Origin of the sequence: Brevibacterium sp. VCM10, from assembly GCF_000583215.1 — a bacterium.
Taxonomy (GTDB): Bacteria; Actinomycetota; Actinomycetes; order Actinomycetales; family Brevibacteriaceae; genus Brevibacterium; species Brevibacterium linens.
This window is the reverse complement of the sequence record NZ_JAJB01000079.1, coordinates 20,448-37,486: the sequence shown is the minus strand read 5'-3', so window position 1 is coordinate 37,486 and position 17,039 is coordinate 20,448. Positions and strand designations below refer to the sequence as shown.

Below are 17,039 nucleotides of genomic sequence, written 5' to 3'. Positions count from 1 at the left end.
GGTTGCTGGGCCGCCGTCAGGTAGCAATAAGGGGAGGGGTTAGGGGGTGAGGGCGGCTGCGAGTTCGTGGGGGCGGCGTGATGAGACGAGCCAGTACGGGGTGGGGTCCGTAGCATCGTCGAGATCGATGCGGACGACGGATTTCGCCCACGGGCGGATCTTGAGGAAAGCGCGCGCATCGAGATCGACACCGCGGGCCCGGCGGGCCTCCTCGCCGTCGAAGGCGACCGCGCCCGGAACGAACCTGCGGTCGATATGCGCTTCGCCCACGAACAGCTGACGTTCGGTGACGATGATCGAGACCGTCAGCGAGTTGAGCCACCAGGCGAAGAGGACGAAGCTGACGACGGGAAGGACGACGGTGCCGAGCTGCCAGACGGGCATGACCATGAGCGCCGTCGACAATGCGGCCACCACGACGAGGATCCACATGCCGATCGAGGGACGGACCTTCTCCTGAAAGACCACATGGGTTCCGGATTGAGTTGCTGCCATGGGGCCATTGTCCCATAGCGAGAAGATTGGCCACGCTCAGGCTGGAGCGTTAGAGTGCTTCTTTGTGACGGAAACCGTGAAGATCAACCTCCAGCTCCTCGACGCGGGCATGAGCGCACCCACCTACGCGCATGCGGGCGATGCCGGGGCGGACCTGCGTTCGACGATCGACTTCGTCCTCGAACCTTTCGAGCGTCGTGTTGTGCCGACCGGAATCGCGATCGCCCTGCCGGAGGGCTATGCGGCCTTCGTCCACCCGCGTTCGGGGCTGTCGAGCAAGCACGGGGTCACCGTCGTCAACGCTCCTGGCACCATCGACGCCGGATATCGCGGCGAGATCAGGGTGCCGCTGATCAACCTCGATGCGAAGACCCCGCTGCGCGTCGTCCGCGGCGACCGCATCGCCCAACTCGTGATCCAATCGATCGCCCACGCCGACTTCGACATCGTCGAATCCCTTGATGACAGCGCCCGTGGCGCCGGGGGATTCGGATCCACCGGCGGAATCGACGCCGGCCTCAGCGAAAAGGAGAAGTGAGGACTCATGGGACTGTTCTCCCGGTTCAAGAAATCCACACCGACGACCGATGACGACGTCCGCACCGCCGACGATGAACTCGACGCCCAGGATGCAGACACCGACACCGAGTCTGCCGAACGCGCAGACGATGACGTCGATATCGACGCGGCCGAGTCCGATGACGAGGCGACCGAGTCCGACGACATCGACGAGGAAGAGGCGCTGCTGGAGAAGTCAGCGCCCTTCGACCGGTCCGACAAGGGCCCGTTCGACATCTCCGAGGAGTATCCCGAACACGACCGCCTCGACCTCGGCGCACTCAAGGTGCCCGTCGTCGACGGAATGCAGGTGCGCCTGGACACGGACGACGATTCCCAGCGCGTGCTGGCAGTGACCCTCATCCACGACGGCGGAGGCATCCAGCTTCAGGCGTTCGCGACCCCACGGTCCGAAGGCCTGTGGAACACGGTGCGCAGCCAGCTCGCCGAATCCGTGACCAAACAGGGCGGGGAATCGACCGAGCTGCACACCTCTCTCGGCAAGGAACTGGCCATAGAAGTTCCGGCGAAGACGGAATCCGGCCGTCCCGGCAAACGCGCCATGCGCTTCGCCGGCATCGACGGACCACGCTGGTTCGTCCGCGCCGTGTTCTCCGGCAAGGCCGTGACCGATGACGAGGTGCGCGCCGAACTCTCCGCACTCTTCCGCGGAGTCGTTGTCGACCGCGGTCAGGAGGCCATGGCTCCCCGCGAACTCATCGCCCTGACCGCCCCGCAGGTCGACCAGAGCAAGACGGAGGAGAAGGACGAGGACGAGCTCAACCCCTTCGAACGCGGGCCCGAGATCACAGAGGTCCGCTGAGCGGCGATGCGGAACCTCATTCCCCGCCTCGTGCGTGAGTTCGGATCCCGTGAGGCCGAGGCACGGGCCGATCTGCGTCTGGTCAGTCAGATTCCCGGGGTCATCCCGGTCGAAGAGCTAGAGGCGCGAAAGACCTCACGCATCGCGGGAGTCGTCTCGGCGACGACCCAGTCGTGCAGCGCCGACAGCCCCAGGCTCGATGTCACCGTGGCCGACGGCACCGGCGAAGCCCGCGCCCAATTCCTCGGACGTCGGGAGATCAGCGGCATCCGTCCCGGATCCCTCATCGTCTTGGAAGGACGATTCTGCGGCAAGGACGGAGTGCTCACCGCACACAATCCCGTCTACGAACTCCTGCAGACGCGCGACGACTCCGAGGACTGACCGGTCCTCAGACACCGGTCAGTCTCCACCGCCGAGTTGCCGAGTCGTTCCGCGCGCCCGCCGATGACTGAGCCGCCTCAGCGCTCGGCGTTTCCGTCGGCCGTCGCGGTCTCCTGCAGCAGTGCGAGCAGCGCCGGCTCCTGATCGGGGGAGGAGAGGAAGAACAGCTCGTCTCCGGCTTCGATGACGTCATCGGCGCTCGGGGCGAACGCCCGCGAATTGCGGATGATCGCCACCAGCACAGTATCGAGCGGGAAGGTGATCCCGCCGACGCGCTCGGCCACGAGCTCGGCATTCTCGTGCACGGTGAACTCGAGCAGCCCTGCCTGACCGCGTTCGAAGCTCATGAGGTGGACCAGACCGCCGACCTCCACGGCTTCCTCCACGAGCGCGGTCATCAGGCGCGGAGTCGACACCGCGACGTCGACGCCCCAGTTATCGTCGAAGAGCCATTCGTTCTTCGGGTTGTTCACGCGCGAGACGGTCCGCGGCACCCCGAATTCGGTCTTCGCCAGCAGCGAGAGCACGAGATTGGTCTTGTCGTCGCCCGTCGCGGCCACGACGACATCGGCCTCCTCCAGCCCAGCCTCGGCGAGACCGGCGAGCTCACACGCATCGGAGAGCAGCCATTCGGCGCCCGGAATGCGCTCATGACCCAGCGCCTCCTTGCTCTGATCGATGAGGAGGACCGTATGGTCCTTGTCCAGCAGCTCCCGGGCTACCGAGCGTCCGACGGAACCGGCACCGGCGATGATGACTCTCATTCTTCTTCCTCCACGGTTCGCACGGGCTGATCGAGGATCCGTTCGATCTCGCCGAGGCGGTCGACCGGAGCCATGAGATGAACGAGATCCCCGTCCTGGAGGAGCAGATCATCATGGGCGACGATGCCCTCTGACAGGCGGGTGACATAGGCGACCCGCGCCTTGGTCCGTGCTTCGATCTCCTTGATCGGCCGCGCCACCCAGCCCGGATCCAGATGCACCTCCGCCAGGACGAGTCGGCCCGAGGGCTCACGGTATTCGGTGATCGAGCCCTGCGGGACGAGCTTGCGCATCACCTGCTCGGCCGTCCACCGCACGGTGGGCACGGTGGGGATGCCGAGCCGTTCGAAGACCTGCGCCCGGTTCGGATCGTAGATGCGCGCGGCGACATTGCTCACGCCGAAGGTTTCGCGAGCGACACGCGCGGCGAGGATATTCGAATTGTCACCGCTCGAGACGGCGGCGAAGGCGAAGGCCTCGGCGGTCTTCGCCTGGGACAGGGTCTCCCGGTCGAATCCGACCCCAGTGATCGTCGAGCCGCTGAAATCCCGACCGAGCTTGAGGAACGAGTCGGGATTCCGGTCGACGACTGCGACGGAGTGCCCATTCGCGTCAAGGGCCTTGGCCAGGGACGCCCCGACTCGGCCGCAGCCCATAATCACGAAGTGCATGGGTAATCCTTCCCGCAGTGATCTACCATTGGTTGCCGTGGCCAGCAGTTTTTCTGATGCCGTCAAAAGACTACTCGTTGGACGGCCCTTCCGCAGTGAGGACAGGCGTGCGCCTGCGCTGAAGAAGCGCATCGCGATGCCCGTCTTCGCCTCCGACATGCTCTCATCGGTGGCCTATGCGCCCGATGAGATCCTGCTGGCACTGTCACTGACCTCACTCGTGGCCCTGACCGTGGCCCCCTGGATCGGTGTGGCCGTCGGCATCGTCATCCTCGTGATCGTCGCCTGCTACCGCATCAACGTGCGTGCCTATCCCTCCGGCGGGGGCGACTACGAGGTGGCCTCGAAGAATCTCGGCTCCGGGGCCGGTCTCGTGGTGGCCGCGGCTCTCCTCGTCGACTACGTGCTCACCCTGGCTGTGTCGATGACGGTCTTCGCCGCCTATATCACCACGGCCTTCCCGATGCTCGCTCCCTACCGTGTGCCCGTGGCCATCGTCGGCATCCTGCTCATCTGCTTCGCCGGTCTGCGCGGCTCACGAGCCACTCCGATGCTGCTGGCCGTGCCGACCTACCTGTTCCTGGGCGCGGTGTTCCTGACGATGTCGGTCGGTCTCATCCGGGTCGGACTCGGCGACACCCCGCACGCCGAGACCGCGGACTACACGGTCGTGCACAGCAATATCGGCGACCAGGCGACTCTCGGCCTGGCCACCGTCCTCATCGTCCTCCGCGCCTTCTCCTCCGGAGCAGTCGCCCTGGCCGGAGTGCAGACCGTGGCCACAGCGGTACCGGCATTCAAGAAGCCGCGCGGCAAGAATGCCGGCAACACCCTGCTGCTGTCGGGACTGCTCGCGGCTCTCATGCTCACGGGGCTGACCTATCTGGCATCGGTCACCGGCATCAAATACGTCGACGACCCGCATATCTACCTCGTCCGCGCAGACGGCAGCCCGGTCAGCGCCGAATACGAACAGGAACCCGTCCTCGCGCAGCTCGCACACGCGATCTTCGACAACGCGCCGGCGATGTTCTTCATCGTCGTGCTCATCACCGCGCTCGTGCTCATCGCTGCGGCGAACACCGCAGTCGAGGGCTTCCCCGGACTGGCCTCCCGACTGGCCCGCGACGAATTCCTGCCGCGGCAGCTGGCGACGAAGGGCGACCGCCTCACCTTCTCCAACGGCATCCTGCTGCTGGCCGCGGCCGCGATCGTCCTCGTCATCGCCACCTCCGCCTCGGCGACGGTGCTCATCCAGCTCTACCTCGTCGGGGTCTTCGTCAGCTTCGTCCTCGGCCAAGCGGGAATGGTGCTGCACTGGCGCAAACGCCTGCGCCTGGTCATCGACTCGAAGACGCGGATGCGGATGCATGTCAACCGGGTCGTCAACGCCGTCGGCTGTGTGCTCGCCGCCGGTGTCCTCATCGTCGTCATCGTCTCGAAGTTCCTCGCCGGAGCCTGGCTGGCCGTCGCCGCCATGGCCGGGCTCTACCTCGTCATGGGGGCCATCCACCGTCACTATTCGCGAGTGGCCCGCGAGCTCGCCCCCGATGCGGATGTGAACTCACGGACGATCCCGTCGAACACCCACGCCATCGTCGTCGTCAGCGAAATCGACAAACCGACGATGCGGGCCCTGTCCTACGCGCGAGTGACCCGGTCGAGCCAGCTCGAAGCCGTCACCGTGGCCGTGGACGAAGAGGCCGCGGCCGGTCTGCAGAAGAGGTGGAACGAGATGGAGCTGCCGGTGCCGCTGACCGTGCTCGGCTCGCCGTACCGCGAACTCGTCCGCCCGATGCTCGCCCATATCCTCGCCATCCGCCGCAGATCGCCCAGAGACCTCGTCATCGTCTACATCCCGCAGTTCGTCGTCGGCCGCTGGTGGGAGCACATCCTGCACAACCAGGTGGCTCTCAAACTGCGCACCCGACTGCTGCTGGTGCCCAACGTCGTCGTGGTCTCCGTGCCCTGGCGACTGAAATCCTTCTCCCGACAGTACGGCGGAGACGGCCCCGACGCCGACACCCAGCTGTACAGACAGGCATAGAACACGCATGAGCGACACCTCGGTTCCCGCCAGGGAACTCACCCTCGACATCGAGGCACCGGCGGCCGGCGGCACCACCATCGCCCGACACGACGGCCAGGTCGTCTTCGTCACCGGAGCCCTGCCCGGTGAGAAGGTCCGAGTCCGCACCGAGGCGGGACCGCCCGCCCGATTCCTCCGCGCGACCGTCACCGAGGTGGTCGAGGCCTCTGCCCATCGCGTGCCCGACCGTCGCCTCGACTATGTCTCCACCGGACCGGCCGACGGCTCCGGTGCGGGATCCGCTGCGGGCAGCGGTGGTCGGCCCGTGCCGGGGTCGGCCGGATTCGGCGGCATGGAATTCGCCCATGTCGACCTGGCCCACTCCCGCACTCTCAAAGCCGAGGTGCTGCACGACCAGCTCAAGCGCATCGGCCACATCGACGCCGACCCCGAGGTGCTGCCCGCGCCGGGCGAGACCGACGGCACCGACTGGCGCACACGTGTGCAGCTGGCCGTCGACGATGCCGGCCGCGCCGGAATGCTCGCCCCCAGATCCCACGAGGTCATCCCCGTGACCACGCCGCCCCTGGCCGCCGGGCCCCTGCACGAGCTCGACATCGCGGGGCTGCATGCGCCGGGGGTGCGCCGGCTCGAATTCGCGTGGGCCGGTGACCGCGGTGCGCTCATCGTCCGCGGTCGGCCCACCGCGCAGGTCCTCGACGCAATCGAAGCCTGGCTGCCGACCTCCTTCTCACTCCTCGCCGAGGCGGCCGAACCGGAGAACGGCCGTGGCCGTGGCCGCGGTGGCCGTCCCCGTGGGCGCAGGCGCGCCCAAGCGTCTGCGCGTCCGCTGCGAGTCCTCCGCGGTGAGTCCACCCTGACCGAAACGGTCGACGGTCGTGACTTCGCCGTCGGCGCAGACGGCTTCTGGCAGGTCCACCGGAGCGCGGCCGCACTGCTCAGCTCGGAGGTCGTCACAGCACTGCCTGCCGATGTCGATGCGATCACCGACCTCTACTGCGGGGTCGGACTCCTCGGCATCGCTGCGGCCCGGGCCACCGGTGCACCCCTGTTCGGGGTCGAAGGGGTGGCCGCGGCCATCGCGCATGCGCGCGAGAACGCCGCCGATCTCGAGGCCCGCTTCCTCGCGCTCGGCGTCGACCGGGCCCGACTGCCCGATTCGGACGTGATCATCCTCGACCCGCCGCGGGCGGGCGCCGGGAGGAAGGTCGCCTCGGCGATCATCGAATCCTCCGCCCGCACCGTCGTCTACGTCTCCTGCGACCCGGCCACGCTGGCCCGGGACCTCGCAGCTCTCACGGGTGGGGGATTCGCGATCGAGAGCCTCACCGGTTTCGACCTCTTCCCGCTGACCGCGCACCTGGAGACCATCACAGTCCTCAGACGGTGACCGGGCGGCGGGGGAGGAGGACGAGCGCAATGAGGGCGATGAACGTCGTGAGGAAGCCCCACAGCCCCCACCAGCCGCCCGACCGGCCCTTCTCCTTCGCGAACGAGCTGCAGACGACGGCGAAGATGATGCCGACGAGCAGTGCGCCGAAACCGAATCCGGCGCCTATGGTGAACGGGTCCATGAGAACTCCTCGGTGGTGACACGCTGGTGCGATGCGTTCGACTGTGCGTCTCACGCTAGGCCGTCAGGCCCGGCCGCGGCCCTGGTGACGCCCGCACGAGGACGTGCGGAAAACCCGATCGCCGGGCTCCGTTCGTCCGTGTGCCATGGTGGTCAAAGCCCCTCAAATACGATAGAATTTATCTTGACGTCAAGATACTTTTGGAAACATATGTGTCGCGTAAATCGGTGCGCGATGCAAGGGTCCGACCGTCGAGTCGGACGGGCCCGGTTTCGTGGATGAGTATCGGATGAAACAGGAGAATCACGATGAGCAACGTCGATACGTTCAAATCGAAGAGCACCCTGACCGTCGGCGATAAGGATTATGAGATCTATCGCCTGGATCAGGTCAAAGGGTCGGAGAAGCTTCCCTTCAGCCTCAAGGTGCTGTTGGAGAACCTGCTGCGCACGGAAGACGGCGCCAACATCACTTCGGAACATATTGAAGCCCTCGGCAGCTGGGACCCCAATGCCGAACCCGATACGGAGATCCAGTTCACTCCGGCCCGCGTGGTGATGCAGGACTTCACCGGCGTGCCCTGCATCGTCGACCTCGCCACCATGCGTGAGAAGGTCGTCGAGCTCGGCGGCAGCCCGGACCAGGTCAACCCGCTGGCTCCGGCCGAGCTGGTCATCGACCACTCGGTACAGATCGACCGCTTCGGCACCGCCGACGCCGTCGAACTCAACATGGACATCGAATACCAGCGCAACGGTGAGCGCTACCAGTTCCTGCGCTGGGGCCAGACCGCATTCGAAGACTTCAAGGTCGTGCCTCCGGGCATGGGCATCGTCCACCAGGTCAACATCGAGCACCTGGCTCGCGTGGTCATGCCGCGCGAGGTCGACGGAGTCCTCCGGGCCTACCCGGACACCCTCGTCGGCACCGACTCGCACACCACGATGGTCAACGGCCTCGGTGTGCTCGGTTGGGGCGTCGGCGGCATCGAGGCAGAGGCCGCCATGCTCGGCCAGCCCGTGTCGATGCTCATCCCGCGCGTCGTCGGCTTCAAGCTCACCGGTGAGATCCCCTCCGGTGTCACGGCCACGGATGTTGTGCTCACGATCACCGATATGCTCCGTCAGCACGGCGCCGTCGGCAAGTTCGTCGAGTTCTACGGCAAGGGCGTCGCCGAGGTGCCGCTGGCCAACCGTGCGACCATCGGCAACATGAGCCCCGAGTTCGGTTCGACCGCCGCGATCTTCCCGATCGACGAAGTCACCATCGACTACCTCAAGCTCACCGGCCGCTCGGACGAGCAGATCCAGCTCGTCGAGGACTACGCCAAGACGCAGGGACTCTGGCACGATCCGGACAACGAAGTCGAGTACTCCGAGTACCTCGAACTCGACCTGTCCACCGTGGTGCCCTCGATCTCCGGACCGAAGCGCCCGCAGGACCGCATCGAGCTCTCCGACGCCAAGAACCAGTTCGCCAAGGACATCCACAACTACGCCGCTCCCGGCGAAGAGAACAAGTCCGTGGACGTCAGCACCGCTGACGGACGCAACTTCGAGCTGGCCAACGGTGCCGTGGCGATCGCTTCGATCACGTCCTGCACCAACACCTCGAACCCCTCGGTGATGATGGCCGCCGGCCTGCTGGCACGTAATGCCCGCAAGCGCGGACTCAACTCGAAGCCGTGGGTCAAGACCTCGATCGCACCGGGTTCGAAGGTCGTCACCGAGTACTACAACAAGGCCGGCCTCATCGAGGACCTCGAAGCGCTGAACTTCTACATCGTCGGCTACGGCTGCACCACCTGCATCGGCAACTCCGGTCCGCTGGACTCGGAGATCTCGAACACCATCCAGGACAACGACCTCTCGGTCACCGCAGTCCTGTCGGGCAACCGCAACTTCGAGGGCCGCATCAGCCCGGATGTGAAGATGAACTACCTCGCTTCGCCTCCGCTGGTCATCGCCTACGCACTGGCCGGCACCATGGACTTCGACTTCGAGAACCAGCCCCTGGGCAAGGACTCGGACGGCGTCGACGTCTACCTGGCCGACCTGTGGCCCACGCCCGACGAGGTCGAGTCCGTCATCGCCGATTCGATCTCGACGGACATGTTCGACAACGAATACGGTCGCATCTTCGACGGTGACGAGCGCTGGCAGCAGCTCGACACCCCCGAAGGCAAGGTCTTCGAGTGGGACGACGAGTCGACCTACGTGCGCAAGCCCACCTTCTTCGACGGCATGGGTCTCAAGCCCGAAGCCGTCAAGGACATCAAGGGCGCCCGCGTGCTCGCGAAGCTCGGCGACTCGGTGACCACCGACCACATCTCGCCCGCAGGTTCCTTCAAGGCCGACACCCCGGCCGGCAAGTACCTCGTCGAGCACGGCGTCGAGCGCAAGGACTTCAACTCCTACGGCTCGCGTCGCGGCAACCACGAAGTGATGATCCGCGGAACGTTCGCGAACATCCGTCTGCAGAACCAGCTCCTCGACGGAGTCCAGGGTGGCTTCACCCGCGACTTCTCCCAGGAGGGCGGACCGCAGACGACGATCTACGACGCCTCCGTGAACTACCAGGCCGCCGGCACCCCGCTGGTCGTCCTCGGTGGCAAGGAGTACGGCTCGGGATCCTCACGTGACTGGGCCGCCAAGGGCACGAAGCTGCTCGGCGTCGAGGCCGTCATCACCGAGAGCTTCGAGCGCATCCACCGCTCGAACCTCATCGGCATGGGCGTTCTGCCGCTGCAGTTCCCCGCCGGCGAATCCGCTGATTCGCTCGGACTCGACGGCACCGAGACCTTCTCCATCGAAGGCGTCACGGAGCTCAACGAGGGCAGGACCCCGGCGACCGTCAAGGTCACCGCCGAGAAGGAAGACGGCACCAAGGTCGAATTCGACGCCGTCGTCCGCATCGACACCCCGGGTGAAGCCGACTACTACCGCAACGGCGGCATCCTGCAGTACGTTCTGCGTCAGCTCGCAGAAGCCTGATCACAGGAGACGAGGCCTGAGCGGCGACTTCGCCGCACCAGGCTGAGCTGTGAGTCTGCGACTCGCGGCAGTCGGTTCGCGCTGAGGCGCTGAACCGAGATGGACCGAAGGCCGGTGGGATACGTCCCACCGGCCTTCGTCGTCCCCGGATGCATCGAGCCTGCCGTTCGCTCGACACCCGGCACCGTCCGCGGGAATCCGTGCGCTGGTGGTCGGTCGCCTCGGCGAGGGCCGGCACGCGCCCAATAGGGTGAGCGACTCACCCGTGCGCGATAGGATGGGGCGAATGGAATCTGTCCGCCAACGATGACGTCAGAACTGAGGCCGCATGACCTTTCTCGAATCCCTCGGCTCGCCCGCCGATCTGCGTCGACTCGACGCGTCGGAATGCGACGTGCTGGCCAAAGAGATCCGCGACTACCTCATCACGACCGTGTCCGGCACGGGCGGGCATCTGGGTCCCAACCTCGGCGTCGTCGAACTGACCATAGGCATCCACCGCACCTTCGACTCGCCGCGCGACACGATCATCTTCGACGTCGGCCACCAGACATATGTGCACAAGCTGCTCACCGGCCGCCGGGAGGAATTCGCCACCCTGCGGCAGCGTGACGGACTCTCCGGCTATCCGAGCCGGTCCGAGAGCGATCATGACGTCGTCGAGAACTCCCACGCCTCGGCCTCGCTGTCCTGGGCCGACGGCATCGCCAAGGCCCGTCAGCTGAAGGGTGAGGACGACCGCCACGTCGTCGCCGTCATCGGCGACGGGGCCCTGACCGGGGGAATGGCTTGGGAAGCGCTCAACACCATCGCCGCCGACACCTCCACCCCGCCCAGGCGGCTGGTCATCATCGTCAACGACAACGGCCGCTCCTATGCCCCGACCGTCGGTGGATTCGCCGCCCACCTCGACGAACTGCGCACCACCTCGAGCTACGAGAGGCTCCTGACCTGGGGCAAGGAGACACTGCGCCAATCCGGCCGACCCGGCCGCGCCGCCTACAGCGCCATCCACGGCGTCAAACGCGGACTCAAGGACATGGTCAGCCCACCCGAGACCGGCATGTTCGACGAACTCGGCATCAAATATCTGGGCCCCGTCGACGGACACGATCAGTCCTCGGTCGACAAGGCTCTCCAGCTGGCCAAGCAGTTCGACGGCGGTCCTGTCATCGTCCACATGATCACGCAGAAGGGCCACGGATTCGACCCGGCCGTCAACGATGACGCCGACCAATTCCACTCCGTCGGCGTCATCGACCCCGTGACGGGCAGGTCGACACCGTCGAAATCGACATCATGGACCTCCGTGTTCGGCACCGAGATCTGCGAACTCGCCGAAGAGCGCGAGGACATCGTCGCGATCACCGCGGCCATGCTCCTGCCCGTGGGGCTGGCGAAATTCGCCGCGGAGTTCCCCGACCGCGTCTTCGACGTCGGCATCGCCGAACAGCATGCGGTCGCCTCCGCCGCGGGTCTGTCCTACGGAGGCCTCCACCCCGTCGTGTGCATCTACTCGACGTTCCTCTCCCGCGCCTTCGACCAGGTGCTCATGGACGTCGCTCTCCACCGTCAGGGCGTGACCTTCGTCCTCGACCGTGCCGGAATCACCGGCCCGGACGGAGCCAGCCACCACGGAATCTGGGACATCGCGATGCTGCGCGTCGTCCCCGGACTGCGCCTGGCCGCACCCCGCGACGCCGCCCGGCTGACCGAAGAGCTGCGCGAAGCCGTCACCGTCTCGGGCGCCCCGACCGTGGTGAGATTTCCCCGCGGCAGCGTCGGTGCCGACATCCCCGCGCTGAGGCGGCTCGACGACGGCGTCGACATCCTCCGTGAGGGGCCGGCCGGGTCGAGGCCCCATGTGCTCATCGTCTCCGTCGGGCCCTTCGCCACGCTGGCCGGGGACGTCGCCGACCGTCTGGGCGAGCAGGGACTGAGCGCGACGGTCATCGATCCCAGATGGGTGCTGCCCGTGCCCGGATCCGTCGTCGACCTCGCCGCCGACCACAGCCTCGTGGCCGTCATCGAAGACGGGGTGAAGATCGGCGGTGTGGGTTCGCAGATCCGGCACGACCTGCGCGAAGCCGATTCGCGGATCGGCGTGCTCGAGCTCGGCGTGCCCGATGAGTTCCTGCCGCAGGGGACACGCGGAGAGATCCTGACCGAGGTGGGCCTCGATGTCGACACGATCGTGTCCGAAATTCTCAAGGCCCTGCCCGCCGAGGTGGCCGATCGAGCCGATCAGAGTTCCCGCCGCGCGGTGTGAGGTCTCAGGGCTGAGCGTGACGGTCAGGACTGGGGGAGCCCGGCCAGGGTCTTCTTCAGCACAGGGGCGCTGAGCTCGATCTGCCAGGGCCGTGCCCCCGCCTCGGCGAGGTAATCCTCGACATCGACGTTCGACTCCGCAACCAGGGACTTCACGATTGCCGGCTGGAGGAGAATATCGTGGGGGATCGTCAGCTCCTCGGAGAGCTGTAACATCGCGGACTTGAGAGCGGCCACCCGCTCCTTGAGTTCCGCCGGATTGAACTCGCTGCGCTTCGACCGTCCGCGCTCGGACCGTCCCGGCAGCTCGTCGGCACCCAACCGGGAGGCCTTGCGGTAGGCACGGAAGAGTCGGGCCGCCTCGGCGCGGGAGAGCCTGCGCCACTGAACCAGGATATCGTCGCTGGACTTCACCCCTGACTGTGCGAGGGCGACGAGCTCACGATCGCGCAGGATCTTCGTGGGAGCCAGATCGGCCTCACGCGCCATGGAATCCCGGGCCTGCCAGAGTTCACGGACCCGGGCGATGTCCCGGCGGGACCTGATCTTCGACAGTCCGTGCGTGCGGCGCCACGGCTCAGCGAAGTGCTTCGGCGTGAAATCGAGCAGGTGGGTGAACTCCTGCTGCGCGAACTCCCACCGGTCGGAGTCGAGAAGCTGCTGGTGGAGGATATCGCGGATCGGCAAGAGCACTTCGACGTCGAGGGCGGCATAGTTCAGCCACTCCTTCGGCAGCGGACGCGTCGACCAATCGGCGGCCGAATGCTCCTTCGCCAGCCGCACACCCAGGGTGCGTTCGGCGACCGCGGCCAGACCGAACTTCTCCCACCCGAGCAGCCTCGCGGCCAGTTCGGTGTCGAACAGAGCGGCCGGACGCATCCCGCGCTCCTGCAGGCACGGCAGGTCCTGCGTCACCGAATGGATGACCCACTCATCGGTTCCGAGGGCCGGGTTGAGGCCGCTGAGATCCCCGAGCGTCTCGGAATCGAGGAGGAATGTGCCTGCACCCTCACGGCGCAGCTGCACGAGGAAGGCGCGCTGACCGTATCTGATTCCGGACGCGCGTTCGGCATCGATGGCGACGGGACCCTGACCGGCGGCCAGACCGGCGATCGAGGAGGAGAGGTCCTCTGGGGTGTCGACGACGTCGGGAATGCCGTTCGCGGGTGTTTCCAAAAGCGGTAGTTCAGTTGTCATCGACGGCGCCCGGGCAGGGCTGTGACTCCTTCAGGAAGTGGTGGCAGTCCGGCGACTGTGCTGAGCAGATCGATCCAGGCCTCGAAGTGATTGCCGATCAGATCCGGCTCGTCAATCACGGGTGTCCACGAGGCGCGCAGCTCCAAGTCTATCGTGGCCGGGCGATCGGCCAAGGTGCCGAAGCTCTCGGACAGCACCCGAGTGGTCGTCCCACCGGCGGCGAGCACCTGGCAGTCGTTGGCGTCGAGGGCATCTTCGAGCCAACTCCACGCGACGTGCCCGAGCATCGTCTCATTGCCGAGTTCGTGTTCGAGCTCGGCGCGGATATAGGAGACCACCCTGAACGACCCTTCCCATTCCTCCGGGGCGGCGGGATCGAAGAGGACGACGATGCGGCCGGTCGCGAGTTCGTCGATGGTCTCGCCGCTGGCCCGCAGGAACGTCTCATCGGCGCTGACCTCGGCCCCGAGCGCATAGGAGTAGGGGGCCAGTCTGGCCGGGGCGGGAATCTCGGAGATCGACACGTTGTTCGTGCTGCGCGCCTGACGCAGCACCGACGTCACGGCGGAGAACTCCGCCGGAATGCGATTGAGAGGTGAGGTGTTGACCACAGTCGCCACGATAGATCAGCCATGCGGGCAGGGGAATCATCCACGCCGAGGCGGCCTGGGACAATCCGTCGGTCCGTGTCCTCGGCCGCATGCTGAGACGGTAAGACGAGCCGTCTTGAAACCGCCGCCGAGTGGGCATGAGCGATCGAAGAATGGGAAGATGACCCCATGACATCACCCCTGTTGGCCGCCCTGCGTTCGGAGCCGGTTTCGCACACTCCCGTCTGGTTCATGCGGCAGGCCGGCCGCTCCCTGCCCGAGTACCGTACGCTGCGCGAAGGCACACAGATGCTCGACGCCTGCCGCGACCCCGAGATGGTCTCCGAGATCACCCTCCAGCCGGTCCGCCGCCATGGTGTCGACGCGGCCATCTTCTTCTCCGATATCGTCGTTCCGCTCCACGCCGCCGGTGTCGATGTGGAGATCGTTCCCGGCGTCGGGCCGGTCATCGCCTCCCCGGTGCGCTCCCGCGCCGATATCGACGCCCTGCCCGAACTCGACGCCGCCGATATCCCCGATATCGCCGAATCGGTCCAGCGGGTGACCGCCGAACTCGGCGAGGCCACTCCGCTCATCGGATTCGCCGGCGCTCCGTTCACCTTGGCCAGCTACCTCATCGAAGGCGGGCCGAGCAAGAACCACGAGAAGACGAAATCACTCATGGTCTCCGACCCCGAGGCGTTCTCGACGCTGCTGAACAAGCTTGCGCAGATGTCGGCGACGTTCATCGACGTGCAGCTGAACGCCGGTGCCAAGGCTTTCCAGCTCTTCGACTCGTGGGCCGGCTACCTCGCTCGCGACGACTACGAGAACCAGGTCCTCGAACACTCGACCGCGGTCTTCGACGCGCTGTCCGGCCACGATGTGCCCAGCATCCACTTCGGAGTCCAGACCGGTGAACTGCTCGGCTCCATGGCTCGTGCCGGGTCCACCGCCGTCGGCGTCGACTTCCGCGTCGACCTCGCCGATGCCGCGACGCGGGTCAACCCCGGTCAGGCGCTCCAGGGCAACCTCGACCCGGCCCTGCTCTTCGCCCCGTGGGAGGCGCTGGCCGCCCGCGTCGAGGCGATCGTGCGCACGGGACTCGAACTCGATCGCGGATTCGTCTTCAACCTCGGCCACGGGGTCCTGCCCGACACCGACCCCGAGGTGCCCGGTCGCGTCGTCGACCTCGTCCACCGCGTCTCGGCAGAGATCCTCGGCGGCCGCGGCTGATCCGATGAGTGAGATCACCGTCGTCGGGGGAGGGATCTCCGGCCTCGTCGCCGCCTACCGACTCTCCGCCGACCACCGAGTCACCGTGCTGGAAGCCGGCGACCGCCTCGGCGGCTGTCTGAAAGCAACCACGCTCGATGATGCTGTGCCGGTGGGCATCGACACCGGAGCCGAAGCGAGTCTCAACCGTCGTCCGGAGACCAAGGGCCTGGCCGCCGAACTCGGCCTCGACTCCGTGTTCCCCTCGACTCAGCACAGTTCGCAGGTGCTCAGTCGGGGAGATCTGCATGCGATCCCCAAACGCACGATCATGGGGGTGCCCGCCGAGGCCTCCGAGGTCGAAGCCCTCATCGGCGCCGAGGCGGCCGCTCGCTTGGCTGCCGAGCGACTGACACCCCCGCTGGGTGCCGACGACGTCTCACTCGGGGACTTCCTGTCCGAGCGCCTCGGCGGCACCATCGTCGACGCACTCGTCGATCCGCTGCTCGGCGGGGTGTACGCCGGTCGCTGCCGGGACCTGTCCCTGGCCGAAACGGTGCCCGCACTGCTGCCCGCAGCCGTCGAGGGCACCTCGGTGCTCGATCTCGTCGCGCGGCTCCTCGCCGCCCGCGACGCCCAGGCGGCGTCGGCCGGGAGCCCGGAACCGGTGTTCATGAGCTTCGAAGGCGGAATCAACAGCCTCATCCCGGCCCTGCATCAGGCGATCGTGCTGGGCGGCGGGACGGTCCGCCTCGGTGCCGGTGTCACCGGGATCGACCGCGACGGTGAGAAGTGGATCGTCCGCGGTGAGGGGGGCGACATCGAATCCGATGGGCTCGTCCTCGCCACGCCCGCGCAAGTGACCGCCGGGCTGCTGAGGCCAGTGGCCCCGGAATCGGCGGGTCGCCTCGGCGAGATTCCCTCTGCCTCCACTGCGCTGGTTGCCGCTCTCGTCGACCTCGGGGGAATCGAGCTGGAGGGGTCGGGGTTCCTCGTGCCCGCGACCGAGGGCACATTCATCAAGGCTTCGACATTCGTGTCGAACAAGTGGCCGTGGACGGTTGACCACATCCCCGCGGGGACGGCCCTGGTACGGATGAGCATCGGACGCTTCGGCGACGGGCCCGAGGTGTGGAGCAGTCTGTCCGATGAGGAGATCATCCGACGAGCCTTCGCCGACTGGCAGACGATCACCTCCCGCCCGGAGTCGCAGCTGCTCGGCTCGGAAGTTCAGCGCTGGGACTCCGCACTGCCGCAGTACCTGCCCGGCCATGCCGGACGCATCGCCGCCGTCGACGCGGAGATCGCGGGCCTGCCCGGCCTCGAACTCGCCGGATCCGCCTTCGGCGGAGTCGGCATTCCCGCCTGCATCGCCCGCGCGGACGCAGCTGCCCAGAGACTGAACCGACCTGCCGATGACGACCGTGACACTTCAGAATGAAGAGAAGACAGAAGGA

General features: G+C 66.6%; 15 protein-coding genes. 9 read left to right on the top strand and 6 right to left on the bottom strand.

What is annotated here, in order from left to right; translation table 11 throughout:
- Window positions 1-39: 39 nt before the first annotated feature.
- Window positions 40-495, bottom strand: a complete 456-nt coding sequence (locus AD89_RS0116920) for a DUF3093 domain-containing protein (RefSeq protein WP_025780740.1) — start codon at window positions 493-495, stop codon at window positions 40-42.
- A 64-nt stretch (window positions 496-559) separates the two neighbouring features.
- On the opposite strand from AD89_RS0116920, the gene dut reads away from it, so the two are divergent.
- From dut to AD89_RS0116905, 3 genes are read left to right on the top strand one after another with little or no spacing between them, the layout of a single operon-like run.
- The gene (gene dut, locus AD89_RS0116915) at window positions 560-1,033 is read left to right on the top strand and encodes a dUTP diphosphatase (RefSeq protein WP_231488757.1); all 474 of its coding nucleotides are present in this window, start codon (window positions 560-562) and stop codon (window positions 1,031-1,033) included.
- Window positions 1,034-1,039: 6 nt separating this feature from the next.
- Entirely contained in the window at window positions 1,040-1,876 is an 837-nt protein-coding gene (locus AD89_RS0116910; protein ID WP_025780738.1) for a DUF3710 domain-containing protein, read from the top strand.
- 6 nt (window positions 1,877-1,882) lie between these two features.
- Window positions 1,883-2,260: an OB-fold nucleic acid binding domain-containing protein gene (locus AD89_RS0116905; protein ID WP_025780737.1), complete on the top strand. Its 378-nt coding sequence runs from the start codon at window positions 1,883-1,885 to the stop codon at window positions 2,258-2,260.
- A gap of 77 nt (window positions 2,261-2,337) precedes the next feature.
- On the opposite strand, the gene AD89_RS0116900 is transcribed toward AD89_RS0116905, so the two are convergent.
- Window positions 2,338-3,024, bottom strand: coding sequence for a potassium channel family protein (locus tag AD89_RS0116900; protein ID WP_025780735.1), 687 nt, complete (start codon window positions 3,022-3,024; stop codon window positions 2,338-2,340).
- Entirely contained in the window at window positions 3,021-3,695 is a 675-nt protein-coding gene (locus AD89_RS0116895; protein ID WP_025780734.1) for a potassium channel family protein, read from the bottom strand. The genes AD89_RS0116900 and AD89_RS0116895 overlap by 4 nt, the downstream gene beginning before the upstream one ends.
- A 136-nt stretch (window positions 3,696-3,831) precedes the next feature.
- Here AD89_RS0116895 and AD89_RS0116890 point away from each other — a divergent pair, with 136 nt between their 5' ends.
- Together AD89_RS0116890 and AD89_RS0116885 are read left to right on the top strand one after the other, a co-directional pair.
- Window positions 3,832-5,742, top strand: a complete 1,911-nt coding sequence (locus AD89_RS0116890; protein WP_025780732.1) for an APC family permease — start codon at window positions 3,832-3,834, stop codon at window positions 5,740-5,742.
- 7 nt (window positions 5,743-5,749) lie between these two features.
- On the top strand, window positions 5,750-7,135 hold the full coding sequence (locus AD89_RS0116885; protein ID WP_025780731.1) for a class I SAM-dependent RNA methyltransferase: 1,386 nt from the start codon (window positions 5,750-5,752) through the stop codon (window positions 7,133-7,135).
- Here AD89_RS0116885 and AD89_RS0116880 read toward each other — a convergent pair.
- Window positions 7,125-7,319 (bottom strand): hypothetical protein, encoded by a 195-nt coding sequence (locus tag AD89_RS0116880; RefSeq protein ID WP_025780730.1) that lies wholly within the window; start codon window positions 7,317-7,319, stop codon window positions 7,125-7,127. The two genes, AD89_RS0116885 and AD89_RS0116880, sit on opposite strands and share 11 nt — an antisense overlap.
- 308 nt (window positions 7,320-7,627) lie before the next feature.
- Between AD89_RS0116880 and acnA the strand changes: the two genes are divergently transcribed.
- Both acnA and dxs read left to right on the top strand, forming a co-directional pair.
- Window positions 7,628-10,312 (top strand): aconitate hydratase AcnA, encoded by a 2,685-nt coding sequence (gene acnA, locus AD89_RS0116875; RefSeq protein WP_025780729.1) that lies wholly within the window; start codon window positions 7,628-7,630, stop codon window positions 10,310-10,312.
- Window positions 10,313-10,640: 328 nt separating this feature from the next.
- Entirely contained in the window at window positions 10,641-12,581 is a 1,941-nt protein-coding gene (gene dxs / locus AD89_RS0116870) for a 1-deoxy-D-xylulose-5-phosphate synthase (protein WP_025780727.1), read from the top strand.
- Window positions 12,582-12,604: 23 nt separating this feature from the next.
- Here dxs and AD89_RS0116865 read toward each other — a convergent pair whose 3' ends face one another.
- Both AD89_RS0116865 and AD89_RS0116860 read right to left on the bottom strand, forming a co-directional pair.
- Window positions 12,605-13,756: an HRDC domain-containing protein gene (locus AD89_RS0116865; protein WP_025780725.1), complete on the bottom strand. Its 1,152-nt coding sequence runs from the start codon at window positions 13,754-13,756 to the stop codon at window positions 12,605-12,607.
- Window positions 13,757-13,773: 17 nt separating this feature from the next.
- The gene (locus AD89_RS0116860; protein WP_025780724.1) at window positions 13,774-14,388 is read right to left on the bottom strand and encodes a DUF3000 domain-containing protein; all 615 of its coding nucleotides are present in this window, start codon (window positions 14,386-14,388) and stop codon (window positions 13,774-13,776) included.
- Window positions 14,389-14,556: 168 nt separating this feature from the next.
- Between AD89_RS0116860 and hemE the strand changes: the two genes are divergently transcribed.
- Window positions 14,557-15,603: a uroporphyrinogen decarboxylase gene (hemE, locus tag AD89_RS0116855; protein WP_025780722.1), complete on the top strand. Its 1,047-nt coding sequence runs from the start codon at window positions 14,557-14,559 to the stop codon at window positions 15,601-15,603.
- A gap of 4 nt (window positions 15,604-15,607) precedes the next feature.
- Complete coding sequence (gene hemG, locus AD89_RS0116850) at window positions 15,608-17,023, top strand: protoporphyrinogen oxidase (RefSeq protein WP_025780721.1); 1,416 nt, start codon at window positions 15,608-15,610, stop codon at window positions 17,021-17,023.
- Window positions 17,024-17,039 lie beyond the last annotated feature (16 nt).

What these genes read in the sequence shown, in the direction of transcription:
- AD89_RS0116920 (WP_025780740.1), bottom strand. Translation starts at nt 495, where the DNA reads ATGGCAGCAACTCAATCCGGAACCCATGTGGTCTTTCAGGAGAAGGTC.
- AD89_RS0116910 (WP_025780738.1), top strand. Translation starts at nt 1,040, where the DNA reads ATGGGACTGTTCTCCCGGTTCAAGAAATCCACACCGACGACCGATGAC.
- AD89_RS0116905 (WP_025780737.1), top strand. Translation starts at nt 1,883, where the DNA reads ATGCGGAACCTCATTCCCCGCCTCGTGCGTGAGTTCGGATCCCGTGAG.
- AD89_RS0116900 (WP_025780735.1), bottom strand. Translation starts at nt 3,024, where the DNA reads ATGAGAGTCATCATCGCCGGTGCCGGTTCCGTCGGACGCTCGGTAGCC.
- AD89_RS0116895 (WP_025780734.1), bottom strand. Translation starts at nt 3,695, where the DNA reads ATGCACTTCGTGATTATGGGCTGCGGCCGAGTCGGGGCGTCCCTGGCC.
- AD89_RS0116890 (WP_025780732.1), top strand. Translation starts at nt 3,832, where the DNA reads ATGCCCGTCTTCGCCTCCGACATGCTCTCATCGGTGGCCTATGCGCCC.
- AD89_RS0116885 (WP_025780731.1), top strand. Translation starts at nt 5,750, where the DNA reads ATGAGCGACACCTCGGTTCCCGCCAGGGAACTCACCCTCGACATCGAG.
- AD89_RS0116880 (WP_025780730.1), bottom strand. Translation starts at nt 7,319, where the DNA reads ATGGACCCGTTCACCATAGGCGCCGGATTCGGTTTCGGCGCACTGCTC.
- acnA (WP_025780729.1), top strand. Translation starts at nt 7,628, where the DNA reads ATGAGCAACGTCGATACGTTCAAATCGAAGAGCACCCTGACCGTCGGC.
- dxs (WP_025780727.1), top strand. Translation starts at nt 10,641, where the DNA reads ATGACCTTTCTCGAATCCCTCGGCTCGCCCGCCGATCTGCGTCGACTC.
- hemE (WP_025780722.1), top strand. Translation starts at nt 14,557, where the DNA reads ATGACATCACCCCTGTTGGCCGCCCTGCGTTCGGAGCCGGTTTCGCAC.
- hemG (WP_025780721.1), top strand. Translation starts at nt 15,608, where the DNA reads ATGAGTGAGATCACCGTCGTCGGGGGAGGGATCTCCGGCCTCGTCGCC.